Below are 26,523 nucleotides of genomic sequence, written 5' to 3'. Positions count from 1 at the left end.
GCGCATCTCAGGATGCGCCTTTTTGTTGTTGCGTTCCGCTTCGTCTTCAACTGATGGCGGCAGGTAAGGGGATTACGCGCGGTTTTCCGCCAGCTGGGAGACGAATCCCTGTACCCACTCCATGCGGATTTTTCTTTCCGACAGTTCACGGTTAAAGCGCAGACGCGTCGGACCTTCCAGCTTCCACTGCTTAGGATCTTTCTGCAGCAGACCGATTAACCAGGCTGGATCAACGCTGTTGTTGGGGGCAAAGTCGAAATAGCCGCCTTTGTCGCTGGCTTCAATCTTCCGGACACCCACGGCGCGGGCTTTAAGCCGCAAAATTGCCACGTCCAGCAGGTTACGCGCCGGATCGGGCAACAGGCCAAAGCGGTCGATCATCTCTACCTTCAGCTCCTGCAACTCTTCCTCGCTTTCTGCGCTGGCGATGCGTTTATACAGTGACAGACGGGTACTGACATCCGGAATAAACTCTTCCGGCAACAGAGCTGGCATCCGCAGCTCCACTTCGGTCTGGTTGCTGGTGAGATCTTCCAGCGACGGCTCACGACCCTCTTTCAGCGCATCCACCGCATTTTCCAGCAGCTCCATATAGAGCGAGAAGCCAAGCGTCTCCATCTGGCCGCTCTGTTCTTCACCCAACAGTTCACCGGCACCGCGGATCTCCAGATCGTGGGTAGCCAGGGCAAAACCGGCGCCCAGATCTTCCAGCGAGGCGATCGCTTCGAGGCGCTTTTGCGCATCGGCGGTCATCGCTTTAGGATGCGGGGTCAGCAGCCAGGCGTAAGCCTGATGATGCGAGCGGCCGACGCGGCCACGCAACTGATGCAGCTGCGCCAGACCAAAGTGGTCCGCACGTTCAATAATGATGGTGTTCGCGGTCGGAATATCGATACCGGTTTCAATGATGGTGGTACAGACCAGCACGTTAAACCGCTGATGATGGAAATCGTTCATCACCCGCTCCAGGTCGCGTTCACGCATCTGTCCATGGCCGATGGCGACGCGCGCCTCCGGCACCAGGTCGGTTAAACGCTGAGCCGCTTTCTCGATATTCTCCACGTCGTTGTAGAGGTAGTAGACCTGACCACCGCGTAAAATCTCACGCAGAATCGCTTCCCGGATCACCAGATCGTCAAATTCACGCACAAAGGTTTTTACCGCCAGGCGACGAGCAGGCGGGGTGGCAATGATCGACAGATCGCGCATGCCGCTCATCGCCATATTCAGGGTGCGCGGAATCGGCGTAGCGGTCAGGGTGAGGATATCCACATCGGCCCGCATCGCTTTAATCCGCTCTTTGTGACGCACGCCGAAGCGGTGCTCCTCATCGACGATCAGCAGGCCGAGATCGCGCCATTTGAGATCGCTCATCAGCAGCTTGTGGGTGCCGATCAGGATATCGATCTTGCCCTCGCTGGCCTGCTCCAGCACCTGCGCCTGCTCTTTTGCCGTGCGGAAACGTGACAGCATTTCAATCCGCACCGGCCAGTTAGCGAAGCGATCGCGGAAATTATCGTAGTGCTGCTGCGCCAGCAGGGTGGTCGGCACCAGCACCGCCACCTGCTTGTTGTTTTCCACCGCCAGAAACGCGGCGCGCATGGCCACTTCGGTTTTACCAAAGCCCACGTCACCGCACACCAGACGGTCCATCGCCAGCGGTTCACACATATCACTGAGCACCGCATTGATCGCCTGCGCCTGATCGGGCGTGGTCTCAAACGGGAAGCTTTCACAGAACAACTGATATTGCTCACGGTTGTGCTTAAAAGCGAAGCCGGTTTTAGCGGCTCGCTGGGCGTAGATATCCAGCAGTTCTGCCGCCACGTCACGAACTTTTTCGGCCGCTTTCTGCCGGGCGCGTGACCAGGCATCGCTGCCAAGCTTGTGCAGCGGAGCATTATCGTCGGCACCGCCGGCGTAACGGCTGATCAGGTGCAGCGAGGAGACCGGCACATACAGTTTGGCGTCGTTAGCGTAGGAGAGCATCAGGTATTCAGCCTGGATGCCGCCTGCTTCCAGCGTGGTCAGGCCAATATAGCGACCCACACCGTGCTCAAGATGGACCACCGGCTGGCCAGGATGCAGCTCGGCCAGGTTACGAATCAGAATATCCGGGTTGATGGTGCGGCGGGTATCCTGGCGACGACGGCTGACGCGTTCGCCCAGCAGATCGCTCTCACAAATCAACGCCCGGTTACCCTGGGTATCGATAAAACCGCGCTCGCTGGCGCCGATCATCAGGCTGAAACGTTCTTCGCCGGTCTGATCGAAGCGTTTTACCGGTTGAGGACGAAGTTTAATCCGTGCCAGCAGCTCCTGCAGGCTTTCGCGGCGACCTTCACTTTCGACCGAGAAGACCACCGCACCGCTGAAGGTTTCGATGAACTGACGCAGATGATCCAGCGGCGCTTTAGCCTGCGCCTGCACCGTCAGGTCGGGCAGCGGCTGATAACCCAGGTTGGTGTTGGCGGCTTTAGCGGGCAACTGCTCATTGGTCATCTGGATTCGCGGCCAGCTTTTCAGCTCACCCATTAACGCATCAGGGCGTAACCACAGGTTGGTGGGTTCCAGCAGCGGACGCATCGGATCAACCCGACGGTTCTCATAGCGAGCTTCAGCGTCCTGCCAGAAGCGGGTCGCGCTGCCTTCCAGATCGCCACAGTTAACAATCAGTGTATTGTCAGGCAGATAGCTGAACAGGCTGGGTAACGGCTGCTCAAAAAACAGCGGCTGCCAGTATTCGATACCGGCGGGCAGGGTGCCTTTGCTGACCTGCTGATAGACATGCTCCGACTCGCGGCGCACATCAAAAATTTCGCGCCAGCGGCTGCGGAACAGTTCAATTGCCGCTTTGTCGCTGGGGAACTCATGCGCGGGCAGCAGGTTGATTTCCGCGACCGCTTCCAGCGTACGCTGGCTGTCGACATCGAACAGGCGCAGGCTGTCGATCTCGTCATCAAAAAAGTCGATGCGATAGGGCTGGTCGCTGCCCATCGGGAACAGGTCGAGCAGCGCGCCGCGCGTGGCGTATTCACCGTGCTCCATCACCTGATCGACATGGCGGTAACCCGCCTGCTCCAGCTGATCGCGCAGGCGATCGCGCGACAGTTTCTGTCCCTGCTTCATCACCAGCGCATGGCCGTGCAGGAAGCTGTGCGGGCAGACGCGCTGCATCAGGGTATTGACCGGCATAATCAGCATGCCGCGCTGCATCACCGGCAGCTGATAAAGCGTCGACAGACGGGCAGAGATAATATCCTGATGCGGTGAAAAGCTGTCGTAGGGCAGCGTCTCCCAGTCGGCGAGATGCGCCACCGGCAGGTCGGTAAACTGGCGGATTTCGTCCAGCAGACGCAGGGCGGTTTGGGTATCGGGCGTAATCATTAACACCGGACCGGCATGTCGCTCGGTAATGCTGGCACACTCCACCGCGTGCGCAGCGCCAATGAGCTGGCCGAGCTGACGGTGATCGCCGGATTTAACGGGCAGGGTATAGCGAGTCTGTTCGGACATGGGATCTCGGGGTTGCTCCATTTTTACCATGACGTAATCATTCCATATTACGTCATGGCGATCACCTCTGCGGCACAATTTTCCTGCTGCCCGACGGTCAGCGGTAATGGCCTGCAGAGAAGAGGGAACGGGAAAACCCCCGTCGCGCGCTGGCGACGAGGGTTAAGACCCGGACAGGGGGGATTTTATTTTATAGATTGCTGTGTGTAATACATGCGCGGGCGGTCAATGTTCGCCCAGGTTAATTCCTGCTCAGAATGATAGCTATGATTGCCATCATCCCATTTTATGTAGTAGCCGGCTGGCGCATCTCCCTGCGCAAAGACGTTGATAACTTCGCCTCTGATCTCCCCGGATTTATGTTTTACAATGCTGCCTTTGGGAAATTTAAACATGGTCGCTACCTCTACCGCTGTGCGATAACGTCACGCTTTATCGTCTTACTGATTGTAGTCTAGCGCGATGAGTGGCGGATAATCCGCCAATAACCGACTGCTTTAGGCGCTATACCTGCGCTTTGTGGCTCGCCGTGACCTATTCTGATGCAACTTTGCTGCCGACTCAGAGGGTTAGAGGTTTCATAAAGGCAGCGGCTCCTTTATCATCCCACTACCTATTTTCAGGCAACGGCTTACTGGATTCCATGTATCAACCTGTCGCGCTATTTATCGGTCTGCGTTACATGCGCGGACGCGCATCGGATCGCTTCGGTCGCTTTGTCTCCTGGCTTTCTACTATTGGCATTACGCTTGGCGTGCTGGCGATGGTGACGGTTCTGTCAGTCATGAACGGCTTCGAACGTGAACTTGAAGGCAATATTCTTGGGCTGATGCCGCAGGCGCTGATTACCAGCGACAAAGGCAGTCTCAACCCGCAACAACAACCGCCTTCCAGCCTGGCGCTGCAGGGCGTCAGCCGCATTGCGCCGCTGACCACCGCTAACGTGGTGCTGCAAAGTCCGCACAGCGTCTCGGTCGGCGTGATGCTCGGTATTCAGCCGGATGAAAAAGATCCGCTGACGCCTTTCCTGGTCAATACCCAACAGAGCGTGCTGCAACCCGGCCAGTATAATGTGATCCTCGGCGAACAGCTGGCATCACAACTTGGCGTGAAGCGCGGCGATCAGCTGCGTCTGATGGTGCCGTCGGTCAGTCAGTTTACCCCGATGGGGCGGGTCCCGAGTCAGCGTCTGTTCACCGTGGCGGGCACCTATGCCGCCAACAGCGAAGTCGATGGCTACCAGATTCTGGTCAATCAACAGGATGCGTCGCGCGTGATGCGCTATCCGGCCGGGAATATTACCGGCTGGCGCTTATGGCTGGATAAGCCGCTGGAGGTTGATAATCTCAGTCAGCAAACTCTGCCGGCCGGGCTGGTGTGGAAAGACTGGCGCGAGCGTAAGGGCGATCTGTTCCAGGCGGTGCGGATGGAGAAAAACATGATGGGGCTGCTGCTGAGCCTGATCATTGCGGTCGCCGCCTTTAACATCATTACCTCGTTGGGCCTGCTGATTATGGAGAAGCAGGGTGAAGTAGCGATTCTGCAAACGCAGGGGCTGACACGCCGGCAGATTGTCGCGGTGTTCATGGTACAGGGCGCCAGCGCCGGCATTATCGGCACCTTACTCGGTACGCTGCTGGGCGTACTGCTGGCCAGCCAGCTGAATAACCTGATGCCGGTGATCGGCCTGTTCCTCGATGGCGCAGCGCTGCCGGTCGACATTAATCTGTGGCAAGTGGTGACCATCGCCCTGAGCGCGATGGTAGTGGCGCTGCTTTCTACGCTCTATCCTTCGTGGCGCGCTGCCGCCGTTCAACCCGCTGAGGCTTTACGTTATGAGTAACTCTCCTTTGTTGCAGTGTCGCGACCTGTGCAAACGCTATCAGGAAGGCAGCGTGCAGACCGATGTGCTGCGCAATGTGGCTTTCAGCCTGCAGCCTGGCGAACTGACGGCGATTGTCGGCAGTTCCGGATCGGGTAAAAGTACCCTGTTGCACCTGCTGGGCGGTCTGGATGCCCCGACCTCGGGTGACGTGATCTTTGATGGTCAGTCGCTGAACGCCATGTCCTCCTCCGCTAAAGCGGATCTGCGCAACCGCGAGCTGGGCTTTATCTATCAGTTCCACCATCTGCTGCCCGATTTTAGTGCGCTGGAGAACGTGGCGATGCCGCTGCTGATTGGCAAAGTCGCCAAAGCTGAAGCGCAGGACCGCGCCCGCGAGATGCTGGCTGCCGTCGGGCTGGATCATCGCGCCGCACACCGCCCGTCAGAATTATCGGGTGGCGAGCGTCAGCGCGTGGCGATTGCCCGGGCACTGGTCAACCGTCCTCGTCTGGTGATGGCGGATGAGCCCACCGGTAACCTTGATGCGCGCAACGCCGATGCCATTTTTGCCCTGCTAGGTGAACTCAACGTGCGTCAGGGCACCGCGTTCCTGGTGGTGACCCACGATCTGCAACTGGCGAAACGGATGTCGCGCCAGATGGAGATGCGTGATGGTCAGTTAAGCGAACAGCTGAGCATGGCAGGAGCAGAGTAATGGGATCGTCGTTATCGCTGCTGTTAGGCCTGCGCTTTAGCCGTGGTCGCCGCCGTGGCGGCATGGTATCGCTGATTTCGGTGATCTCAACCATCGGTATTGCGCTGGGTGTGGCGGTATTAATCATTGGCCTGAGCGCGATGAACGGGTTTGAGCGTGAGCTAAATAACCGCATTCTGGCCGTGGTCCCGCACGGTGAGATTGAGGCGGTCAATCAGCCGTTTCAGCGCTGGCAATCAATGATTGCGCCGATTGAAAAGGTGCCAGGCATTGCGGCGGCGGCCCCGTATGTCAATTTCACCGGACTGATTGAAAGCGGTGCGCGACTCGAAGCGCTGCAGGTTAAAGGCGTGGATCCGGCGCAGGAGCCGCGACTGAGCGCACTGCCGCAGTTTGTCGCTAACAACGGCTGGTCGACGTTTGCCGCCGGTAAGCAGCAGATCATCCTCGGCGGCGGCATTGCCACTACGCTCAAAGTCAAACAGGGTGACTGGATCACCATCATGATCCCGAATAACGATGGGGATAACAAACTGCTGCAACCGAAGCGCATACGGCTTCAGGTCAGTGGTATCCTGCAACTGAGTGGCATGCTCGATCACAGCCTGGCGCTGGTGCCGCTGGCCGATGCGCAACAGTATCTTGATATGGGCAACAGCGTAACCGGCATTGCGTTGAAAATGAACGATCCGTTCCAGGCGGTTAAGCTGGTGCGTGACGCTGGTGAAGCGACCCATTCCTATGTCTATATCAAAAGCTGGATCGGCACCTACGGCTACATGTACCGCGACATTCAGATGATTCGCGCCATTATGTATCTGGCGATGGTGCTGGTAATTGGCGTCGCCTGCTTCAACATCGTTTCCACCCTGGTGATGGCGGTCAAAGACAAAAGCAGCGACATTGCGGTGCTCCGGACGCTCGGTGCCAAAGATCGCCTGATCCGCGCCATCTTCATCTGGTACGGTCTGCTGGCGGGCTTGCTCGGCAGCGTCAGCGGCGTGGTGGTGGGCGTGCTGGTATCACTGAACCTGACGCATCTGGTGCGCGGGCTGGAGTCGCTCACCGGCCATCATCTGCTGGCCGGCGATATCTACTTTATCGACTTCCTGCCGTCGGAGCTGCACTGGGTCGATGTGTTCTCGGTCCTGATCACCGCCATCGTGCTGAGCCTGGTGGCCAGCTGGTATCCAGCCAGACGCGCCAGCCGCATCGACCCGGCTCGGGTACTGAGCGGACAGTAATTGACACGCGGCGCGAATTCACTCTTCGCGCCGCGCACATTTTCGGCCTCTGCTGCATGGCGCTGTCATGCGCAACCGTTATTATCGGGTGAATTCAGCCCAGAATTTGTTTATAGCGGCTCGCCGAAGCCGCTGCTCCAGGAGATTTTATGCGTACACCACGTCGCCGCATACGACTTGCCCGCCTTAAAAAGACCCGGAGAAAGGTGCATCAGCGCTTTCGCCAGCGAATTTTCGAGCGTGATCGTCAGGCCGAGCTGGCCGCCCATCCACAGCCGCACGTTGTGGTGCTGACCGGCGCTGGCATTTCAGCCGAGTCCGGTATCCGCACCTTCCGCGCCGCTGATGGTTTGTGGGAAGAGCATCATGTCGAAGATGTTGCGACCCCGGAAGGCTTTCAGCGCGATCCTGCGCTGGTGCAACGTTTCTATAACGCCCGTCGTCAGCAACTGCAGCAGGCAGAGATTCAGCCTAATGCCGCCCATCTGGCGCTGGCCGAACTGGAACAGGTGTTAGGCGATAACTTCCTGCTGGTAACCCAGAATATTGATAACCTGCATGAGCGTGCCGGCAATGCCCGGGTACTGCATATGCACGGTGAGCTGCTGAAAGTGCGCTGCGTCAACAGCGGTCAGGTGATTGAGTGGACCGGGGATATTACTCCTGACGACCGCTGTACCTGCTGCCAGTTTCCTTCAGCGCTGCGTCCGCATGTGGTGTGGTTTGGTGAAATGCCGCTGGGCATGGAGCAGATCTATCAGGCACTGGAGCAGGCCGATTACTTTATTGCTATCGGGACCTCTGGCCATGTCTATCCGGCAGCAGGCTTTGTCCATGAAGCCAAACTGCAGGGTGCGCATACCGTTGAGCTGAATCTGGAACCGAGTCAGGTTGGCAATGAGTTTGCCGAGCGGCATTACGGCCTGGCCAGTGAAGTGGTGCCGGAGTTTGTGCATACGCTGCTGCGTGGCCTGTATAAATAAGCCGGGTGACGACGGGCCGCCCGGCTTCTGTGGCTTAGCGGCCCGCTTTCAGCTGCTGGAACAGCGTCTCGTACTGCACGCTGGCATCGCCGACATCATCCTGCCATTCACCGTGCTGAATGACGTCAGCAGACGGATAGAGTGACGGATCGTTTGCCACCGAGGCCGGTAACAGCTTCTTCGCGGCCAGATTCGGCGTCGGGTAACCGATGGTTTCCGCCACTTTTGCCGCCACGTCCGGGCGCAGCAGGAAGTTGATCAGCTTCAGCGCGCCCGCTTTGTTCTTCGCGTTGGCGGGAATGGCCAGATTATCCATCCAGAAAATGCCGCCTTCTGCAGGCCAGACGATCGTCAGTGGGGTGCCCGCCTGCCGGGCCACATAGGCCGATCCGTTCCAGATCATCCCCAGATTCACTTCGCCTTCCATAAACGGGTTGCCCGGATTATCGGAGTTGAACGCCAGCACGTTGGGCATCAGCTTTTTCAGCTCCTGATAGGCAGCCTTGATCTGCGCCGGATCGCGGGTGTTTCCGGAGTAACCCAGCTTACGCAGCGCCATCTGAAACACTTCCCGCGCATCGTCGGTCAGCAACAGGCTCTGCTTATATTCAGGCTTCCACAAATCGGCCCAACGGGTGACGCTCTTTGGATCGATCTCGTCACTGTTCACGCCAATGGCGGTCGCACCCCAGATGTAGGGAATGGAGTAATCGTTATTGGGATCGAACGGCTTGTTCAGCAGATTCGGATCCAGATTGCTGAAGTTGCTCAACTGGCTCTTGTCGATCTTCTGCAACATGCCTTCGTTACGCATTTTGGCGACAAAATAGGTTGAGGGCACCACCAGATCGTAAGCGCCATCTTTCCAGGTTTTGAGCTTGGCGTACATGCTCTCATTGGATTCATAAGTCGAGTAGATCACCTTGATGCCGGTCTCTTTGGTGAACTGTTCCAGCAGACCCGGCGGGACATACTCGGTCCAGTTATAGAAGTAGAGCGTTTTACCGTCGTCCGCCTGAGCAGACTGCATCCCCAGTGCCAGCGCGCCAGCCGCCAGCCAGTGAGACCATTTTTTCATTATCAATCCTCGGTTATTTATTTCTGTCACGCAGTAACCACTGACTGCCCGCCACCAGCAGCAACGACAGCAACATCAGAATCGTGGCGAGCGCATTCACTTCAGGCGAAACGCCCACTTTTACCATTGAGTAAATTTTCAGCGGCAATATTTCAAAGGTGGGGCCGGTCACAAACGAAGAGACCACCACATCATCCATTGACAGGGTAAAGCTCAGCAACCATCCGGCCGCGACGGCTGGCATAGCCAGCGGCAGGATAATTTTGCGCAGAATTGTGGTCTCGCTGGCACCCAGATCTTTTGCCGCTTCCAGCATCCGCACATCAAAGCCTTTCAGCCGCGAGTAAACGGTGATCACCACAAACGGCAGACAGAAGGTGATGTGGGAGAACAGCAGCGACCAGAATCCCAGCGAGATCCCCAGCAGCATAAACAGCACCAGCAGCGAAATCGCCATCACAATATCTGGCGACATCATCACCACAAACAGCATGCCGCTGACAAAAGGCTTGCCGCGAAAGCGATAGCGATAGAGCGCTACCGCAGTGAGCGAGCCTATCAGCGTCGCACAGCTGGCCGACAGCACGCCCATGATCAGCGAATGCTGCGCCGCCTGCAGCAGGCTGTCGTTGTTCAGCAGCAGGTGATACCACCGGGTAGTGAGCCCTTGCCAGTTAATGCCAAAGCGGGAAGCGTTGAACGAATTCACGATTAAAATCACAATCGGAATATAGAACCAGGCATAAATGAGCGTCATAAAACTGCCGCGTAACAGGCGTGTCATCATCCTAAATCCACCTTGTTATTCAGCAGCCGCGCAACGCGCCAGTAAATCAGCAGCAGCAGGCCCATTAACAGCGTCATCACAATGCTGGTGGCGGCACCAAACGGCCAGTCACGAATATTGAGGAACTGACTCTTGATCACGTTGCCAATCAGCAGGTTTTTCGCGCCGCCCATCAAATCCGCCACATAGAACAGCCCCATCGCCGGGATCAACACCAGCAGGCATCCGGCGATAATTCCCGGCATGGTGAGCGGCAGGATGATGCGGAAAAAGGTCTGTATTTTTCCGGCACCCAAATCACGCGCCGCTTCGAGCAGCGGTTTATCCAGCTTCTCCAGACTGGAGTAAAGCGGCAGCACCATAAACGGCAGCAGAATGTAGATCAGCCCGAGCACCACCGCTTCCGGGGTATAGATAATACGAAACGGCTTATCGATCAGGCCGATCGACAGCAGAAAATCATTCAGCCAGCCGCGGGTACTGAGGAATATTTTCAGCCCATAGATGCGGATCAGTGAGTTGGTCCAGAACGGAACTATCAACAGAAACAGCATCAGCGGACGCAGTCGCGCCGGTAACATCGTCAGGCACCAGGCGAACGGGTAGCCCAGCAGCAGGCAGCAGAGGGTGGCAATCAGCGCCATATTAAGCGAATGCAGCAGCACTTCGGCATACAGCGGATCAAGCAGGCGCGTGTAGTTGCTAAGGGTAAATACCGCGCTGACAAAGTGTGCATCGTCACGTGTCAGGAAGCTGGTGATAAAAATCATCAGATTGGGCAGAAAGACAAACAGCGCCAGCCAGCCAACTATCAGCGCAATGACGCTTTTCTGGAAACCATTACGCATCAGCTTCATACGGCAATACCACCTCCCAGCTGGGCACCCAGTTCACCGCCATTTTCTGGTTCAGTGAGTGGTCAAAGTCAGGATCGTCTTCATTAAAGAACTCGCTCACCGTTACCAGCTTGCCGTTCTCCAGTTCTACGGTAGATTCCAGCGTCATGCCTTTGTAGTTACGCTCACGGACATAACCGATCAGGCCGTCAGCCGCGCTATCACCATGAATCTCCTCCACCCGCAAATCCTCCGGGCGCAGCATCACGTGCAGCCGATCGCCTGGCCGGACCGGGAAAGCACAGTGGATATCACACTCACGACCTTCCACTCTGGCGCGTATTAATGGTGCGCTGTCGCTGGCGATCACTTCGGCATCAAAGACGTTGATCTCACCGATAAAGCGGGCGACAAACAGATTATCAGGTTCTTCGTAGATCTCACGTGGCGTGCCATCCTGCACAATTTTCCCGTCGCGCATCACCACAATCCGATCGGACATGGTCAGCGCCTCTTCCTGATCGTGGGTGACGAAAACAAAGGTAATACCCAGCTTGCGCTGTAGCGCTTTTAGCTCATTCTGCATCTGCTTACGCAGCTTGTAGTCCAGCGCAGAGAGTGACTCGTCCAGCAGCAGAACTTTTGGCCGGTTAACGACCGCGCGGGCGATAGCGACGCGCTGTTGCTGTCCGCCCGACAGCTGATGGGGACGCCGATCGGCAAAGCTTTCCAGCTGCACCATTGCCAGCGCATCATTAACCCGGGTAGTGATTTGTGCCGCCGGCGTTTTTTGCATCCGCAGACCAAACGCGACGTTCTCAAATACCGTCATATGCGGGAACAGCGCGTAGCTCTGAAACACCGTATTGACGTGGCGGTGTTCAGCCACGGTGTCAGTAATATCCTGATTGTCCAGCAGGATGCGACCGCGATCCGCCTCTTCCAGTCCGGCGATCAGTCGCAGAATGGTGGTTTTGCCGCAGCCCGACGGACCGAGCAGGGTAATAAATTCGCCGTGGTGAATGGTCAGATTAAAATCATCAATGATGGTTTTGCCATCGAAAGCTTTACTGATGCCAGAAAGCGTAACCAGCGCCTGCTGTGCGCGTGTTTGCGTCATTTTAGTCTCAGTCTGTCAAAGGTCGAACAGGTTACAGCATAGCCGTCTACTGCGGCCAGCCAGCAAGAAGGGGCGGATGATACCTGAAAAATGTGGCAATGCCATGTTTTGACCCCACCGGGCAGGCGATAATCAGGATTGTTAACAACACATTGCGAGACTTGCCGCAACAATCTCACAATCCGGCTTTTTTTTCGGCGTGATCGCTTCCCCAAATGGGATCGACAGCGCTAACCTGTCTGCTGATGATTTGACGCAACGTTGCGTCCGGCTGGTCTGTGAATAATAACGGACGGCACTTTTAAAGGATGGGATATGGAACAGTTACTTGAGCGTTTTTTGAGTTACGTCGCAGTCGAAACCCAGGCAAAACCGCAGGCGCGTCAGGTGCCAAGCAGTGAAGGGCAGTGGACGCTGGCGCGTCAGCTGCAGGAAGAACTGCTGGCGTTGGGTTTTGTTGACGTCACGTTAAGCGATCACTGTTGCGTCATGGGCACGCTGCCGGCCAATGTAGACTGGCCAACGCCGGTGATTGGTTTTATCTCCCATATGGATACCTCGCCTGACTTTACCGCGAAACATGTTAATCCGCAGATTATTGAGAATTACCGCGGCGGTGACATTGCGCTGGGCAATGGCGATGAGATCCTTTCGCCGGTGATGTTTCCGGTGCTGCACAAGCTGATCGGCCACACGCTGATTACCACCGATGGCAAAACCCTGCTGGGGGCGGACGACAAGGCCGGTATTGCCGAAATTATGACGGCGATGGCGCGGCTGGCGGACAGTGATATTCCGCATGGTGCCATCCGCGTCGCCTTTACGCCCGACGAAGAGATTGGGCGCGGCACCTCGCATTTTGATGTCGAAGGCTTTGCCGCTGACTGGGCCTACACCGTTGACGGCAGCGACCTGGGGGAGTTTGAGTATGAAAACTTTAATGCCGCCTCCGCCACGGTCAAAATCGTGGGCAATAATGTGCATCCTGGCTCAGCCAAAGGGGTGATGGTTAACGCGCTGGATCTGGCCAATCAGTTCCATGCCGCCGTGCCGGCCAATGAAAAGCCGCAGTACACCGAAGGCTATGAGGGCTTCTATCATCTGCACCAGATGAAAGGCACGGTTGAACACGCTGAGCTGCATTACATTATTCGCGACTTTGATACCGACAGTTTTGAGCAGCGCAAACAGACGCTACAGCAGATTGCGACGGAGATGACCAAAACCCTGCATAAAGATTGTTCCGTCACCGTAGAGATCACCAACAGCTATCGCAACATGCGTGAAAAGGTGGAACCTTTCCCGCATATCATTGAGTTAGCGCTACAGGCGATGCGTGACTGCGCTATTGAGCCGGTGGTCAAACCGATTCGCGGCGGTACTGACGGATCCGCGCTGTCATGGAAAGGCTTGCCGTGTCCGAACCTGTTTACCGGCGGCTACAACTATCACGGCAAACATGAATTTGCCTCGCTGAATATCATGGCGAAGTCAGTGGAGGTGATTGTGCGGTTGTCGGAACTGGCGGCGCAGAAGAAAGGTTAAGTTGCGAACGGGGTTTTACTGAAGCAGGCTCTCTGCCGCTAATGGCGGAGAGCCTGATGAGGAGACTGGCTTGCGGAGGGCAGGCGGCGGATGCGTCTGCCCTCCAGGTCAGTTATTCTTCGCCAAAATACCAGTATCCGGCATTCACCAGACCGGCAATCTGCGCCAGCACCGCCGGATCGTCCAGCGCATCCCCGAGATCTTCCAGCGTGATGCGATAATGATGCGCCAGCACGGCCATCACTTCAGGATGTGAACATTCAACCCGCTCACCGTTGACGTAGACCGCATCGCCAATTGTCAGGACCCGCAGGCCACCCAACCGGCTCAGCGCATCACCCTGTTGCAGCGCGTCATAAATCTCATCAGGCTGATAAGGCGGCTCTGGCGGCGCGACATCCAGCTCATGACGGGATTGAGAAATAAACTCGCCAAACCACTGAGCAAAGTGTTCCGGTTGGTTGATCACGTCCAGCATCACCTGACGGACGCCTTCAATCTCCTGCGGCAGGATCTGTGAAGGGCACTCGCGCGACGGCACGTCCGGATCGCTAAAGCGCAGGCTGCCCAGCTCGTTGGCCAGCGCGTAATCGGCAAAGCCGCTGATCAGTTCACGTCCGCTTGGCGCACGGAAACCCACCGAATAGTTCAGCGCATTTTCCAGCGAATAGCCTTCGTGCGGGAATCCAGGCGGAATGTAGAGGATATCGCCCGGCTCCATCTCTTCATCAATAATGGCATCGAACGGTTCCACCTGCAGCAGATCCGGATGAGGGCAATGCTGCTTCATCGGCACTTTTTCACCGACGCGCCAGCGGCGACGGCCACTGCCCTGAATAATGAAGACGTCATACTGATCGAAATGCGGACCGACACCGCCTCCCGGCACCGCGAACGACACCATCAGGTCATCGATACGCCAGTCAGGCAAAAAGCGGAAAGGGCGCATCAGGGCGGCAGAAGGTTCATGCCAGTGATTAACCGCCTGCACCAGCAGCGACCAGTTATTCTCACCCAGATGGTCGTAGCTCTCAAACGGGCCGTGACTGACCTGCCATTTGCCATCCTGATGGCTCACCAGGCGGCTATCTACCTCGTTTTCCATCGCCAGTCCGGCCAGTTCATCCGGAGAAAGGGGATCGACAAAGTTTTTGAAGCCACGCTTCAGTACCACCGGGCGTTTTTGCCAGTAGCGTTGAATAAAATCGGGCCAGTTGAGATCGAGCTGATAGTCCATACAAGGGTTCCGCTTAGGGCTGTAAATGCCAGCAAGTATAACAGCCCGGACGGTTTTCTACTCGCGGCGATGTTCGACTTCCTGGCGCTGAAAGACTACTTCCATCCGGGTGCCACCCAGTGCGCTGCCTGAAGCGATAACCTTACCCGCATATTGCTCAAGTATATCCAGCACCACCGCCAGCCCCAGTCCCTGACCGGGGCGCAGGGTGTCGGCGCGCTGACCGCGGACAAACACCAGATCGCGTTTGCTCTCCGGAATACCGGGACCGTCATCGTCTATGTAGAGATGCAGCGCTTTTTCGCTCTGATAAGCGCTGACTTCAATAAACTCGAGGCAATATTTACAGGCGTTATCCAGCACGTTACCCATCACTTCCATAAAATCGTTCTGGTCGCCGACGAAAGTGAGTTCCGGTGAGATATCGAGGGTGATTGCCACCCCTTTACGCTGATAAACCTTGTTCAGCGCCGAACACAGGCTGTCGAGCAGACCGGAGACCGAATGCAGGTCGCGCTGCAGCGGATTGTGATCGGCCTGCATACTGGCGCGATGCAGGTAATAACCGACCTGTTGCGAGATGCGGCTGATCTGCTCCAGCATCACCGGTTCAGCCTCTTCTACCGTCAACTCTTTGCCGCTGCGTAGCGACCGCAGGGTGCTTTGCAGTACCGCCAGCGGGGTTTTGAGACTGTGCGTCAGGTCCGACAGAGTGGTGCGATAACGGGTATAGCGCTGCCGTTCGTTCGTCAGCAGCAGGTTGAGGTTGCGCACCAGGCTGCGCAATTCCTGCGGCGGATTATCATCCAGTTTTTCACGCTGGCTGGTCTCCAGTTCCCGCACCTGCTGAGTCAGTGCGCCAATCGGACGCAGGCTCCAGTGCGCCGCCAGCCACAGCAGCGGCACGATCAGGATCAGGTTAGCCGCCAGCACATAGCTGAACCATGACCACACCACATCCGAATGCTGTAACTCCTGCGGGATCGAGTCGACCACCACAATGGTCAGCGCTGGCAGATTGGTGGTAGCGTCATAGCGGTTAACCGCAACGGAGTGGGTGAAGGTATCGTCACTGTCGGTATCCCAGGCATGCAGTCGCCGTTTCGCGCTGAGGTTATCCCCCATCGCCGCCAGGCTGGTGCCGTTGCTGGTATCAATCTCGTAGAAATCCGGTTTGATCAGCCAGTCACGGTGGATTTTCTTGCGGATCTCCGGCACGTCGCGTTGCTGCCACAGCAGCTTGCCGTGCTCGTCGTAAATGAACACCAGCGTCGGGAAGTTAAGCGTCATCCGTTCCGGCTGGGCAATGGTGAGCTGATTGTCATGCCACTGCGCCAGCGTAAAGAACAGATTGCTTTCGCCCCGCATCACCCGATAGGTGTTTTTATCGAAGCTCACCACATAGCCAATAACCGCGACCATGCCATAGGAGAGGGAGAGGAACAGGACAATCGCTGCGGAGGCCAGCAGAAAACGGGCGCGCAGCGAAATCGGGCGATAACGACTAAACCAGGACATGGTCAGAGATCAAAGCGGTAACCCTGGCCACGCACGGTGGCGATGACGTCGGCGGGATGCAACGCCAGAATCTTTTTGCGCAGACGCCCCATCAGCACGTCGATGGTGTGGCTTTCACGCAGTTCTGCGTCGGGATAGAGTTGCAGCATCAGCGAATCCTTGCTCACCACTTTACCGGCGTTGCGAATCAGGGTTTCGACGATGGTATATTCAAAGGCGGTCAGCTTCACCGGCTGCTCATTCACCGTCAGTTCGCGACGGGACAAATCAACCTGAAACGGCGACATATCGATGATCTGCGATGCGTGGCCGCTATTGCGCCGCATCAGCGCCTGCAGCCGTGCCGCCACCTCTTCAATATGAAACGGCTTGGTGACGTAATCATCCGCACCGGCTTCCAGCGCTTGCACTTTTGCCTGCCAGCCTTCACGGGCGGTCAGCACCAGAATCGGCTGACGCACGGCATCACTGCGCCAGCGGCGGATCAGTGACATGCCATCTTCATCCGGCAGGCCTAAATCGACCAGCGCGATGTCCGGCAGGTGCTCGCGAAGAAAATAGTCGGCTTCTTTGGCGTCTTCGGCGGCATCAACCTGATGGCCCATATCACGTAACTGCACGGCGAGATGATGGCGCAGCAGAGCATTGTCTTCCACTACCAGAACACGCATAGGAATTCCTTACTATCTGAATGAGTCAAATTGCAGAAAGTATACGCGAAATGAACTAAACAAGATGTTAACGCAGACCGGCCTGAACCGGTCTGCGGAGGGGATTATTTCAGATCGTCAACCATCTGGATAGCACGGCCGATATAGTTGGCTGGCGTCATCTGCTTCAGACGCACTTTTTCCTCTTCCGGCAGCGCCAGGCTGTCGATAAAGGCCTGCATGCCCGCCGCATCAACCCGTTTGCCGCGCGTCAGCTCTTTCAGCTTCTCGTACGGCTTTTCAATGCCATAACGGCGCATCACCGTCTGGATCGGTTCGGCCAGCACTTCCCAGTTATGATCCAGTTCATCGAGCAGACGATCGCGGTTCACTTCAAGTTTTGAAATGCCTTTCAGCGTTGCCTGATAGGCGATCAGCGCATAGCCAATGCCGACGCCGAGGTTACGCAGTACGGTGGAGTCGGTCAGGTCGCGCTGCCAGCGGGAGACCGGCAACTTGCTGGCCAGATGCTGCATCACCGCGTTTGCCAGACCCAGATTGCCTTCGGAATTTTCGAAATCGATCGGGTTTACTTTGTGCGGCATGGTTGAGGAACCGATTTCGCCAGCGATGGTTTTCTGTTTGAAATGATTCAGCGCCACGTAGCCCCAGATATCACGATCGAAATCGATCAGGATGGTGTTGAAGCGGGCGATGCAGTCGAACATCTCTGCGATGTAGTCATGCGGCTCAATCTGGGTGGTGTAGGGGTTCCAGCTAATGCCGAGCGAAGTAACAAAACGCTCGCTCAGCTGATGCCAGTCAACTTCCGGATACGCGGCGATGTGGGCGTTATAGTTACCGACCGCACCGTTGATTTTGCCCAGCACCTCAATCTGGCTCAGCTGACGCAGCTGGCGCTCCAGACGATAGGCGACATTGGCCATCTCTTTGCCCATGGTGGACGGCGTGGCGGGCTGGCCATGCGTGCGGGAGAGCAGCGGAATATCACGGTATTCTGACGCCAGGCCTTTTACAGCGGCGATCAGCTGCTGCCAGTAAGGCAGGATCACGTCGCGGCGCGCGGTTTCCAGCATCAGCGCATGAGAGAGGTTGTTGATATCTTCGGAGGTGCAGGCGAAGTGAATGAACTCAGATACCGCATGCAGGGCAGGGACGTCCGCCACTTTCTCTTTCAGGAAATATTCGACCGCTTTAACGTCGTGATTGGTGGTGCGCTCAATGGTCTTGATGCGCGCCGCATCGTCTTCCGAAAAATTGCTGACAATCGCGTCAAGGAAAGCGTTTGCGTCGGCATCAAATGCAGGAACTTCCTTGATCTCTGCGGTCGCGGCCAGTTTTTGTAACCAGCGAACTTCAACCTCAACGCGGAATTTCAGCAAACCAAATTCGCTGAAAATCGCACGCAGCGGGCTGACTTTATCGCCGTAACGACCATCGACAGGTGAGACGGCGGTCAGAGAGGATAATTCCATCAGTGCAACTCCTGAATCATTTAACAGTATTTTGCCGCACCGACTTAGTAAGTCAGTGGCAGCCGGGATAAGAGGGTCTTTGCTTCACGCAGCAAGCGTTGGCGCGAAAACATCAGTTGCAGACGGCCACCGCCGACCTGCTGCCACAAAACGGCGGCACGAATGCCGGCTAACAGCGTGGCCCGCACTTTACTCTGCAACTGCGGATTCTGCAGCACGGCGGGTGAACCGGTCACCTGGATACGCGGACCTAACGGGCTGATAACGTCAACGTAGATGCCGGCCATAGCGCTCAGAATGGTATCGGATTCCAGTTCGTAGTGCGCCAGCTGACGGTCGAGCTGGCTGATACGCTGGGCCAGCGTCGCCATCGCTGATTTATTGGCGCTGAGCTTACGTTCCAGCACCATCATGCTAAGGGTATAACGCGTCAGTTCCGCGCCCGCGCCCTGACGACTGCTGCTGTTGAGCACCGCCATCAGGGTTTCGAGGCCGAGGCGCAGGTTGGCTTCATTGTTGCCAAACACCGCCAGCGTCGAGCTGGGATTGAGATCCAGCACGCTGCGCAGCGTCACGGTAAACGCCTCGGGCTGACAGTGACCCTGCTGTGCCAGCTGCTGCACCAGATGGGCCGACTGACAGATGCCTGCCAGCGCCAGTGTGATTTCCTGATAGTTCTTCGCCACGGTTACTCCTGTTTACGCGTCATGAACGCCGGGTTAAGGCGGCTTATTTTGCGACTAACGGCAGACGCTCTTCGATAATGCCGCCACCCAGGCAGACCTCGCCAAGATAGAACACCGCAGATTGTCCGGGCGTGACCGCCGCGACAGGTTCATCAAAACGGACTTCAATCCGGTCTTCGCCATGCGGAATGATCTCACACGGGATGTCGGTCTGGCGATAGCGGGTTTTAACCGTACAGCGCAGCGGAGCCGCGATTGGCTGACGATCGACCCAGTGCAGCTGCTGCGCGATCAGGCCGACCGACATCAGACGCGGATGATCGCCACCCTGTGCGACAATCAGCCGATTGCGCGCCACATCTTTGTCGACCACATACCAGGGATCATCTTTGCTCTCTTTCAGGCCGCCGATACCCAGACCTTTGCGCTGGCCCAGCGTATGGTACATCAGACCCTGATGTTCGCCGACGATCTGACCGTCCACGGTCTCAATCTCACCGGGCTGAGCCGGCAGATAACGCGCCAGGAAGTCACGGAATTTGCGCTCACCGATAAAGCAGATGCCGGTAGAGTCTTTCTTTTTGGCGGTAATTAAATCCAGCTGTTCAGCGATGCGGCGCACCTCGGGCTTTTCCAGCTCGCCGACCGGGAACAGACTCTGAGCAATCTGCTGGTGGCTCAGGGTATACAGGAAGTAACTCTGATCTTTGTTGCCATCCAGGCCGCGCAGCAGCTGGCTCTGACCCTCTACGTCCTGACGACGAACATAGTGGCCGGTGGCAATGAAATCCGCGCCGAGATCTTCAGCCGCGAACTCGAGGAACGCTTTGAATTTGATCTCTTTATTGCACAGGATATCGGGGTTCGGCGTACGACCCGCTTTATACTCTTCGAGGAAGTGCTCAAAGACGTTATCCCAGTATTCAGCGGCAAAGTTGACCTTGTGCAGCTTAATACCCAGTTTGTCGCACACCGCTTGCGCATCCGCCAGATCGTCCGCGGCAGTACAATATTCCTCGCCATCGTCCTCTTCCCAGTTCTTCATGAACAGGCCTTCGACCTGGTAGCCCTGCTGTTGCAGTAACCAGGCGGAAACGGAAGAATCGACGCCGCCGGACATACCGACGATCACTTTTTTCTGGCTGTTGTCAGACATGACACGCTCGCATAACGATAAAAAAACAGGCGGCGCATTCTACCATGCAGAAGACGGGCGCGCACCCTCATGAAACGGCCAGCGGAACGCGCTGACCAGATGTAACGGATAGCGCGCGCCCTGTTGCCACAGCCGTACGCTTTCCGCCACCAACGGTGAACGCAGGTTAGACGCGGTGAGAATCTGCGCTGGCGGCAACCACCAGCAGCAATCGATATCGCTATCCTGCGGCTGGGTTGGCTGCTTTTTGGCCAGATCGAGGCCAAACAGAAAACGCACAAAAGGCGTATTATCAGGCGCTATCCACTGATGAACGGTGATTAAATAGGCCATTTCTGCCGCGATACCGGTCTCTTCATATAATTCACGTTGCGCGGCTTGCTGCAGCGTTTCGTCCGCTTCAAGGTGTCCGGCTGGCTGATTCCAGGTAGGCTGTCCCTTAATGGTCTCTTCTACTACCAGCAGTTCACCTTCCGCCTGCACTAAACAGGCGACCGTGACATGAGGTTTAAACATCGTTCCTCCGGAATTGTTAACCTGACGTTATAAAAAATCGCTCTGTCAGGCTGGACTGTCGTCAGCATCGCGCCATGCGCCGGGCGCCAGATTATCGAGCGTATAGCCGCCCATCGCATAACGGATCAGCCGCAGAGTTGGAAAACCAATATGGGCCGTCATCCGGCGCAGCTGGCGGTTGCGGCCCTCATACAGCGTCACTTTAAGCCACTGGGTCGGGATATTTTTACGCTCGCGAATCGGCGGCTGGCGCGGCCAGAGCCACGCCGGTTCAGCGACTTTCTCGACCTGCGCCGGCAGGGTTGGGCCATCTTTCAGACTAACCCCATCCCGCAACGGTTGCAGGTCGCTCTCCTGCGGCTCGCCTTCGACCTGAACATAGTAGATCTTGCCGGTGCGTTTGCCGGGCTGGGTTAGCGCGGCCTGTAAGGCACCCTCGTTGGTCAGTACCATCAACCCTTCGCTGTCGCGATCGAGACGGCCCGCGGCATAGACCCCGGCCACGCTGATGAAATCTTTCAGGGTACGACGGCCCGCTTCATCGGTGAACTGTGGCAAAACATCGAAGGGTTTGTTAAACAGCACCACGCGGCGCGGCGCGGCACTACGCTCAGGGGCCCGTCGCGCATCACGCGTCGGGCGGCTGAATCGTTTATCCTGGTGAATTCGTTGAGATGTTTTTCGCATGGGCTTTGCAGTCAGAAACAATGGGCGCATTATAACGCGAAATTGCGGTGATTGGCGTGACGGAAATATTCAAGTAGTATTGACCCGCATCTTACAAATCATTAACAAAATCGCCTAGGAGAGGTTAATGGAAAGCAAAGTAGTTGTTCCGGCGGAAGGTCAAAAAATCACCCTGAACCAGGGCAAACTGGTTGTCCCGAATAATCCGGTCATTCCTTACATTGAGGGTGACGGTATCGGCGTTGATGTTTCACCAGTGATGCTGAAAGTGGTCGACGCTGCGGTGAAGAAAGCCTACAACGGCGAGCGCAAAATCTCCTGGATGGAGATTTACACCGGTGAGAAATCCGTGGAACTTTACGGCCAGGACGTCTGGCTGCCACAGGAAACCCTCGACTTAATTAAAGAATATCGTGTTGCCATCAAAGGCCCACTGACCACCCCGGTCGGCGGCGGTATTCGTTCACTGAACGTTGCCCTGCGTCAGGAGCTGGACCTCTACGTCTGCCTGCGTCCGGTACGTTACTACAAAGGCACGCCAAGCCCGGTTAAACGTCCTGAAGAGACCGACATGGTGATCTTCCGTGAAAACTCCGAAGATATCTATGCTGGTATCGAGTGGAAAGCGGGTTCTGCCGAAGCGGACAAAGTGATCAAGTTCCTGCGCGAAGAGATGGGCGTGAAGAAAATTCGCTTCCCTGAGCAGTGTGGTATCGGCGTTAAGCCGTGCTCGGAAGAGGGTACCAAGCGTCTGGTACGCGCGGCAGTGGAATACACCATCACCAACGATCGTGATTCCCTGACTCTGGTCCACAAAGGCAACATCATGAAGTTCACCGAAGGCTCGTTCAAAGACTGGGGTTACCAGTTAGTGAAAGAAGAGTTCGGCGGCGAACTGATCGACGGCGGCCCGTGGATGAAGTTCAAAAACCCGAACACCGGTAAAGAGATCATCGTTAAAGATGTGATTGCCGATGCGTTCCTGCAGCAAATCCTGCTGCGTCCGGCTGAATATGACGTTATCGCCTGTATGAACCTGAACGGTGACTACATCTCCGACGCCCTGGCGGCGCAGGTTGGCGGTATCGGTATTGCACCAGGCGCTAACATTGGTGATGAGTGCGCGCTGTTCGAAGCCACGCACGGTACTGCACCTAAGTATGCCGGTCAGGATAAAGTGAACCCAGGTTCAGTGATCCTGTCAGCAGAAATGATGCTGCGTCACATGGAATGGTTCGAAGCGGCAGACCTGATTGTTAAAGGTGTTGAAGGCGCTATCGCTAACAAGACCGTGACTTACGATTTCGAACGCCTGATGGATGGCGCTAAACTGCTGAAATGTTCAGAGTTTGGTGACGCGATCATCGAAAATATGTAATCCCTGACGGGATGACGTGGATTAAAAACGGGAGCGGAAACGTTCCCGTTTTTTTATGGAAAAACTGGCTCGCCAGCCAGAGCGCATCCGGCGTCAGGCTGGAAAAACTAAGGTCATACTAAAACCTGGCAACAGCCGCGCTAACCGTCTCACCTGGCCGCTGACGGCGTTACTGTGAGCTGATCAGTGGCAATTCGGCTGGCTTCAACCCGTCCCGGGCAAGCCTTGTTTAATTCATTTTCAAGCACGCTATCCGCAGCATGTTCGGTCAGCCGTTTGAATCTGAGCCTGCGTTTAAGACCATCTTCTGAACAGTCATGCGCCTCAGCAAGCTGAACCGCGGCGCTGTAAGCGTTGTAACACCCATTGGCATCAGAAACGTGCTGCTTACACTCGCTGAACCGATCAAAAGTGATGTCGGGATGCGCGATCAGCCAGGCAATCTGCGGATTGACCTTTATTCCCTTAATCACCGCGGGCAGGGTCAGATAACTCAATACCACCGCCAGTATGGTGGTGAGATACATAAAGCGCTGGTAGGGCACAGGATTTCCTTCTGTCTGGCGCTGGGGTTGCGTAGCGTCGATTGTGACCAGCCCTGACCCAATCGGCCATCAATCAGAGCCAGTAAAGCGCCGATCACCCAGGCAGAACAATCGAATTATCGGCAGACCAGAACGATATCGTCGTTGCGGTCACCCCGACGTTCGCTGTTCTGCCCGCTCGTGACGTTGAAAAGTAACCCGCCGCCAGAAACGGAGTGTGTTGTGGGGGGTGCATTTTTACTTCGCAGATTAATAGTAACAACCGCAATTATTGTTAAGCCGGTAACTCCGCACAATGAGATGATTCTTACGCCCCTTCAAGAGCTAAGCCATTGCGAGTGCCGGAGATAAGCGCCGGGTGGGGCATGTTCTCAGGCTGCCAGCAGGGCGGCCTGTTTTATTTGTTGCCTGCTTTACCCTTTCCGCTATTCCCGCTATTGAACCAACCCCGATCTGCGCTGACTAATTGCTGACTTATGCCGTCACGGTTATCCCTTTGCGGACGCCAGTGGCGAGCCTTATTTTTAGCCAGCCAGACGGCATAGCCGCTGCGCAAAGGATGTCAGAGATGCGGGTTTTGATTATTTGTCGGGATAATATTGGCGATACCTTACTGACTACGCCGCTGATCAGCGCGCTGCATCAGTCATGTGAGCATCAGGTTGATGTGTTAACCAACAATTATGCGGCACCGGTACTGCAGCACAATCCTGATATCCGGCAACTGTTTTACTATACCAAGTCGCATCATCGCGAGGCGGGACAGGGCAGAATCGCCTGCCTGCTGCAGCGTCTGCAACTGATGCTGACGCTGAAAAAGAACCGATACGATACGGTGATTCTGGCGAAAAGCCGCTGGGATCAGCATGGCCTGAAGTGGGTGAAAATGGTGCGTCCGGGGCAGGTGATTGCGCTGGGAGAAGAGCCACATCCGCTGATCACCCACTTGTTAGCGCCGCAGGCATCCGCGCAGGCTCATATCGCTGAGATCCTGTACAGTCTGGCCCGTCCTTTCAACCTTGCCGCCGCTGCGCCGGGCAAGCTGACGCTGATGCCGGATGCAGAGATTGCCGCCGACCTGCGAAAAAGCTACGCCATCGACTCCTCTCAGCCGGTCTATGCATTACAAATCAGCGCCCGTAAGCCGAGCCAGCAGTGGCCAGCTGAGCGCTTTGCTGAACTGGCCGAAACCCTCGCCGCCCGGCATTCATGCCAGATCATGCTGTTGTGGTCGCCTGGTCGTCGCGATAATCCGCGCCATCCTGGCGATGACGAGAAGGCCCACGAGATTATGGCGCTGTGCCCGCAGCTGGCGCTGAAAGCGGTGGCGACCACCAGCCTGCCGCAATTGATTGCGGCGATGTCGTTGTGTCAGGGACTGGTCACCAGTGATGGCGGGGCGATGCATATCGGGGCGGCGCTTGGTCTGCCGGTTGTGGCGATGTTTGGCGACAGCGATCCGGCCTGCTGGCATCCGTGGCAGGTGAAGCATCAGGTACTGCAACCGGCATCGCGTGACGTGACCTCGCTCAGCAGCCGCGAGGTATACGACGCGTTTGCGAACACCGTTATTCAGTCATTCCCCTCAGGCCAGCGGCCCAGGCTGGCCGCCTCACACAGTAATGCTACCGTCAGTGGACGGTAGGGTAAGCCTGCACTGAACCCCAACCGCCCGGCCAGCACCAACAGCGCGGAAGGTGACGCCGGAAAATAGCGGGTCTCATCGTAGCGTTTTGAACAGACGTCAAAGGTAATAAAAAAATCACTCATCAGTATCGCGAATTCCACCTCACTCAGCGGCAACTGCTGCAGGTAGAAGTCGTGACGATCAATTTTCCTGAACCGGCCAAACACCGTTGGCTGATTATGGTACTCAATCAAATCGATCACTGCTTGTGGCGAACAGGGCTTGCGGGACGTCTCCATTATCCCACCAGCTGGGTCACGGCCTGATGGACTTCCTCAGCCTTGATTGAGGCCATCGGATGTTGTGAGGCGTGGCGTTCCGGACGATGGATAACGATATGGCGATCGCTGTCCTGACACGGACCGGTATAACGCGGGTTGGCGGTGGAGAACAGGCTGACGGTGGGAACCTGTGCCGCGACAGCGATGTGCAGCGGGCCGGTATCACCGGTGACCAGCAAATCCAGGCTGCGGATCAGCGTAATCAGTCCGCTGAGATTGGTTTTACCCGCCATTGGCGTGACGTTTTTACGGTATTGCAGCGGCAGGCTGTCGATAAATTGCTGCTCAAGCGGCTGCTCTGCTGCGGTGCCGGTGACAATGATTTCACAGTCAGGCCAGCTCTCCAGCAAGTCCGTGGCCAGCTGGCTAAAATGCGCCAGCGGCCAGCGCCGGATATCTTTCGACGCGCCCAGCTGAAACCCAATCCGCCGATGGGCACAGGGTGCAGCGGCCGGGCTGTCCAGCCCCGGCAAATGCATCTCCGTCTGGTGGGTTTCGGCACCCAGCGATTCTACTAATTTTAATTTGCGCTTAATGGTGTGATCGTCGAAATAACCCGAGTAATGGTCAAGGTGTTTATTTAATAGCGTGGATTCGCTGCCATAATGATCGCGAATTATTGTCTGGCTGCCGGTGATAACCGAACTCAAAATATCGTACGGAAAATGGGCGTGTAATATCACGGACAGGTCGGGTTTTTTACGTCGCAGCTTGAATAGCAAGGGTAGAAAATTCAGCAGTTTATTATCCCAGATATAGATATCGTCAAACCAGTGATAGCGGGTGACTAAATCTTTATTTTTCTTACTGGAGACCAGAATAAATTTACTGGTGGGAAAACGGTTTTTCAGGCTCCAGATTGCCGGCGTATTCATCAGGAAGTCTCCCAGCGCGGTGGTGGAGTAGATAACCACCGTCTCTGGTGTCAGACCCTGCAGGCTGTGGGGTTTTTTCCGGCTGGAGAATCGGGAATAAAGCGTTAACAACCGATCTATCAGATAAATCTTTTTTTTCTTCACGTCTGGATTCTCTTAAAC

General features: G+C 56.2%; 24 protein-coding genes. 7 read left to right on the top strand and 17 right to left on the bottom strand.

Features of this window, described 5'->3' with window-relative positions; translation table 11 throughout:
* Window positions 1–72 precede the first annotated feature (72 nt).
* Together mfd and ABIB18_RS00675 are read right to left on the bottom strand one after the other, a co-directional pair.
* Window positions 73–3,516: a transcription-repair coupling factor gene (mfd, locus tag ABIB18_RS00680; protein ID WP_046288387.1), complete on the bottom strand. Its 3,444-nt coding sequence runs from the start codon at window positions 3,514–3,516 to the stop codon at window positions 73–75.
* 185 nt (window positions 3,517–3,701) lie between these two features.
* Window positions 3,702–3,911, bottom strand: a complete 210-nt coding sequence (locus ABIB18_RS00675) for a hypothetical protein (protein WP_031374472.1) — start codon at window positions 3,909–3,911, stop codon at window positions 3,702–3,704.
* Between the two features lie 248 nt (window positions 3,912–4,159).
* On the opposite strand from ABIB18_RS00675, the gene lolC reads away from it, so the two are divergent.
* The 4 genes from lolC (at window position 4,160) to cobB (ending at window position 8,283) form a co-directional block, all read left to right on the top strand.
* On the top strand, window positions 4,160–5,359 hold the full coding sequence (gene lolC / locus ABIB18_RS00670; protein WP_354473481.1) for a lipoprotein-releasing ABC transporter permease subunit LolC: 1,200 nt from the start codon (window positions 4,160–4,162) through the stop codon (window positions 5,357–5,359).
* Window positions 5,352–6,056 (top strand): lipoprotein-releasing ABC transporter ATP-binding protein LolD, encoded by a 705-nt coding sequence (gene lolD / locus ABIB18_RS00665; protein WP_031374474.1) that lies wholly within the window; start codon window positions 5,352–5,354, stop codon window positions 6,054–6,056. The genes lolC and lolD overlap by 8 nt, the downstream gene beginning before the upstream one ends.
* Entirely contained in the window at window positions 6,056–7,300 is a 1,245-nt protein-coding gene (gene lolE, locus ABIB18_RS00660; protein ID WP_031374475.1) for a lipoprotein-releasing ABC transporter permease subunit LolE, read from the top strand. Before lolD ends, lolE begins: the two co-directional genes overlap by 1 nt.
* A gap of 149 nt (window positions 7,301–7,449) precedes the next feature.
* Window positions 7,450–8,283 (top strand): Sir2 family NAD+-dependent deacetylase, encoded by an 834-nt coding sequence (gene cobB, locus ABIB18_RS00655; protein WP_031374476.1) that lies wholly within the window; start codon window positions 7,450–7,452, stop codon window positions 8,281–8,283.
* Between the two features lie 34 nt (window positions 8,284–8,317).
* On the opposite strand, the gene potD is transcribed toward cobB, so the two are convergent.
* From potD to potA, 4 genes are read right to left on the bottom strand one after another with little or no spacing between them, the layout of a single operon-like run.
* Entirely contained in the window at window positions 8,318–9,361 is a 1,044-nt protein-coding gene (gene potD / locus ABIB18_RS00650; RefSeq protein ID WP_069729173.1) for a spermidine/putrescine ABC transporter substrate-binding protein PotD, read from the bottom strand.
* A gap of 13 nt (window positions 9,362–9,374) precedes the next feature.
* Window positions 9,375–10,148 carry a spermidine/putrescine ABC transporter permease PotC gene (potC, locus tag ABIB18_RS00645; protein ID WP_069729174.1) on the bottom strand — a complete coding sequence of 258 codons (774 nt, stop codon included), beginning with the start codon at window positions 10,146–10,148 and terminating at the stop codon, window positions 9,375–9,377.
* The gene (gene potB, locus ABIB18_RS00640) at window positions 10,145–10,996 is read right to left on the bottom strand and encodes a spermidine/putrescine ABC transporter permease PotB (protein ID WP_089561182.1); all 852 of its coding nucleotides are present in this window, start codon (window positions 10,994–10,996) and stop codon (window positions 10,145–10,147) included. The genes potC and potB overlap by 4 nt, the downstream gene beginning before the upstream one ends.
* Window positions 10,989–12,104, bottom strand: coding sequence for a spermidine/putrescine ABC transporter ATP-binding protein PotA (gene potA / locus ABIB18_RS00635; RefSeq protein WP_046288386.1), 1,116 nt, complete (start codon window positions 12,102–12,104; stop codon window positions 10,989–10,991). The genes potB and potA overlap by 8 nt, the downstream gene beginning before the upstream one ends.
* A gap of 315 nt (window positions 12,105–12,419) precedes the next feature.
* On the opposite strand from potA, the gene pepT reads away from it, so the two are divergent.
* On the top strand, window positions 12,420–13,649 hold the full coding sequence (pepT, locus tag ABIB18_RS00630; protein WP_031374480.1) for a peptidase T: 1,230 nt from the start codon (window positions 12,420–12,422) through the stop codon (window positions 13,647–13,649).
* A gap of 112 nt (window positions 13,650–13,761) precedes the next feature.
* Here pepT and ABIB18_RS00625 read toward each other — a convergent pair whose 3' ends face one another.
* From ABIB18_RS00625 to rluE, 8 genes are all read right to left on the bottom strand, one after another.
* Window positions 13,762–14,886, bottom strand: coding sequence for a ribosomal protein uL16 3-hydroxylase (locus tag ABIB18_RS00625; RefSeq protein ID WP_031374481.1), 1,125 nt, complete (start codon window positions 14,884–14,886; stop codon window positions 13,762–13,764).
* 57 nt (window positions 14,887–14,943) lie between these two features.
* Entirely contained in the window at window positions 14,944–16,404 is a 1,461-nt protein-coding gene (gene phoQ / locus ABIB18_RS00620; protein ID WP_031374482.1) for a two-component system sensor histidine kinase PhoQ, read from the bottom strand.
* A gap of 2 nt (window positions 16,405–16,406) precedes the next feature.
* On the bottom strand, window positions 16,407–17,075 hold the full coding sequence (phoP, locus tag ABIB18_RS00615) for a two-component system response regulator PhoP (protein ID WP_354473478.1): 669 nt from the start codon (window positions 17,073–17,075) through the stop codon (window positions 16,407–16,409).
* Window positions 17,076–17,179: 104 nt separating this feature from the next.
* Window positions 17,180–18,550, bottom strand: coding sequence for an adenylosuccinate lyase (gene purB / locus ABIB18_RS00610; RefSeq protein ID WP_069729175.1), 1,371 nt, complete (start codon window positions 18,548–18,550; stop codon window positions 17,180–17,182).
* A gap of 44 nt (window positions 18,551–18,594) precedes the next feature.
* Window positions 18,595–19,236 carry a high frequency lysogenization protein HflD gene (gene hflD, locus ABIB18_RS00605; protein WP_031374485.1) on the bottom strand — a complete coding sequence of 214 codons (642 nt, stop codon included), beginning with the start codon at window positions 19,234–19,236 and terminating at the stop codon, window positions 18,595–18,597.
* A 43-nt stretch (window positions 19,237–19,279) separates the two neighbouring features.
* Window positions 19,280–20,392 carry a tRNA 2-thiouridine(34) synthase MnmA gene (mnmA, locus tag ABIB18_RS00600; protein ID WP_046288385.1) on the bottom strand — a complete coding sequence of 371 codons (1,113 nt, stop codon included), beginning with the start codon at window positions 20,390–20,392 and terminating at the stop codon, window positions 19,280–19,282.
* Between the two features lie 39 nt (window positions 20,393–20,431).
* Window positions 20,432–20,908 carry an NUDIX domain-containing protein gene (locus tag ABIB18_RS00595; RefSeq protein WP_354473476.1) on the bottom strand — a complete coding sequence of 159 codons (477 nt, stop codon included), beginning with the start codon at window positions 20,906–20,908 and terminating at the stop codon, window positions 20,432–20,434.
* Window positions 20,909–20,953: 45 nt separating this feature from the next.
* Complete coding sequence (rluE, locus tag ABIB18_RS00590) at window positions 20,954–21,625, bottom strand: 23S rRNA pseudouridine(2457) synthase RluE (RefSeq protein WP_082097586.1); 672 nt, start codon at window positions 21,623–21,625, stop codon at window positions 20,954–20,956.
* A gap of 97 nt (window positions 21,626–21,722) precedes the next feature.
* Here rluE and icd point away from each other — a divergent pair, with 97 nt between their 5' ends.
* The gene (gene icd, locus ABIB18_RS00585) at window positions 21,723–22,973 is read left to right on the top strand and encodes an NADP-dependent isocitrate dehydrogenase (protein WP_046288384.1); all 1,251 of its coding nucleotides are present in this window, start codon (window positions 21,723–21,725) and stop codon (window positions 22,971–22,973) included.
* A 149-nt stretch (window positions 22,974–23,122) separates the two neighbouring features.
* Here the strand turns inward: icd and ABIB18_RS00580 are convergent, their stop codons facing one another.
* Window positions 23,123–23,518, bottom strand: coding sequence for a hypothetical protein (locus ABIB18_RS00580; RefSeq protein ID WP_089561035.1), 396 nt, complete (start codon window positions 23,516–23,518; stop codon window positions 23,123–23,125).
* Between the two features lie 568 nt (window positions 23,519–24,086).
* On the opposite strand from ABIB18_RS00580, the gene ABIB18_RS00575 reads away from it, so the two are divergent.
* Window positions 24,087–25,163, top strand: coding sequence for a glycosyltransferase family 9 protein (locus tag ABIB18_RS00575; RefSeq protein WP_279810314.1), 1,077 nt, complete (start codon window positions 24,087–24,089; stop codon window positions 25,161–25,163).
* Here ABIB18_RS00575 and ABIB18_RS00570 read toward each other — a convergent pair.
* Both ABIB18_RS00570 and ABIB18_RS00565 read right to left on the bottom strand, forming a co-directional pair.
* Entirely contained in the window at window positions 25,091–25,444 is a 354-nt protein-coding gene (locus tag ABIB18_RS00570; protein WP_089561033.1) for a DUF1493 family protein, read from the bottom strand. The two genes, ABIB18_RS00575 and ABIB18_RS00570, sit on opposite strands and share 73 nt — an antisense overlap.
* Entirely contained in the window at window positions 25,444–26,505 is a 1,062-nt protein-coding gene (locus tag ABIB18_RS00565; RefSeq protein ID WP_046288380.1) for a glycosyltransferase family 9 protein, read from the bottom strand. Before ABIB18_RS00565 ends, ABIB18_RS00570 begins: the two co-directional genes overlap by 1 nt.
* Window positions 26,506–26,523: the final 18 nt, after the last annotated feature.

Origin of the sequence: Pantoea sp. UYEF8, assembly GCF_040546285.1 — a bacterium.
Taxonomy (GTDB): Bacteria; Pseudomonadota; Gammaproteobacteria; order Enterobacterales; family Enterobacteriaceae; genus Pantoea; species Pantoea brenneri.
The sequence above is the reverse complement of the archived record's forward strand: the minus strand, read 5'-3'. Positions and strand labels throughout refer to the sequence as shown.

Coding starts and splice junctions, on each gene's coding strand:
- mfd (WP_046288387.1), bottom strand. CDS start 3,516: ATGTCCGAACAGACTCGCTATACCCTGCCCGTTAAATCCGGCGATCAC.
- ABIB18_RS00675 (WP_031374472.1), bottom strand. CDS start 3,911: ATGTTTAAATTTCCCAAAGGCAGCATTGTAAAACATAAATCCGGGGAG.
- lolC (WP_354473481.1), top strand. CDS start 4,160: ATGTATCAACCTGTCGCGCTATTTATCGGTCTGCGTTACATGCGCGGA.
- lolD (WP_031374474.1), top strand. CDS start 5,352: ATGAGTAACTCTCCTTTGTTGCAGTGTCGCGACCTGTGCAAACGCTAT.
- lolE (WP_031374475.1), top strand. CDS start 6,056: ATGGGATCGTCGTTATCGCTGCTGTTAGGCCTGCGCTTTAGCCGTGGT.
- cobB (WP_031374476.1), top strand. CDS start 7,450: ATGCGTACACCACGTCGCCGCATACGACTTGCCCGCCTTAAAAAGACC.
- potD (WP_069729173.1), bottom strand. CDS start 9,361: ATGAAAAAATGGTCTCACTGGCTGGCGGCTGGCGCGCTGGCACTGGGG.
- potC (WP_069729174.1), bottom strand. CDS start 10,148: ATGATGACACGCCTGTTACGCGGCAGTTTTATGACGCTCATTTATGCC.
- potB (WP_089561182.1), bottom strand. CDS start 10,996: ATGCGTAATGGTTTCCAGAAAAGCGTCATTGCGCTGATAGTTGGCTGG.
- potA (WP_046288386.1), bottom strand. CDS start 12,104: ATGACGCAAACACGCGCACAGCAGGCGCTGGTTACGCTTTCTGGCATC.
- pepT (WP_031374480.1), top strand. CDS start 12,420: ATGGAACAGTTACTTGAGCGTTTTTTGAGTTACGTCGCAGTCGAAACC.
- ABIB18_RS00625 (WP_031374481.1), bottom strand. CDS start 14,886: ATGGACTATCAGCTCGATCTCAACTGGCCCGATTTTATTCAACGCTAC.
- phoQ (WP_031374482.1), bottom strand. CDS start 16,404: ATGTCCTGGTTTAGTCGTTATCGCCCGATTTCGCTGCGCGCCCGTTTT.
- phoP (WP_354473478.1), bottom strand. CDS start 17,075: ATGCGTGTTCTGGTAGTGGAAGACAATGCTCTGCTGCGCCATCATCTC.
- purB (WP_069729175.1), bottom strand. CDS start 18,550: ATGGAATTATCCTCTCTGACCGCCGTCTCACCTGTCGATGGTCGTTAC.
- mnmA (WP_046288385.1), bottom strand. CDS start 20,392: ATGTCTGACAACAGCCAGAAAAAAGTGATCGTCGGTATGTCCGGCGGC.
- ABIB18_RS00595 (WP_354473476.1), bottom strand. CDS start 20,908: ATGTTTAAACCTCATGTCACGGTCGCCTGTTTAGTGCAGGCGGAAGGT.
- rluE (WP_082097586.1), bottom strand. CDS start 21,625: ATGCGCCCATTGTTTCTGACTGCAAAGCCCATGCGAAAAACATCTCAA.
- icd (WP_046288384.1), top strand. CDS start 21,723: ATGGAAAGCAAAGTAGTTGTTCCGGCGGAAGGTCAAAAAATCACCCTG.
- ABIB18_RS00575 (WP_279810314.1), top strand. CDS start 24,087: ATGCGGGTTTTGATTATTTGTCGGGATAATATTGGCGATACCTTACTG.
- ABIB18_RS00570 (WP_089561033.1), bottom strand. CDS start 25,444: ATGGAGACGTCCCGCAAGCCCTGTTCGCCACAAGCAGTGATCGATTTG.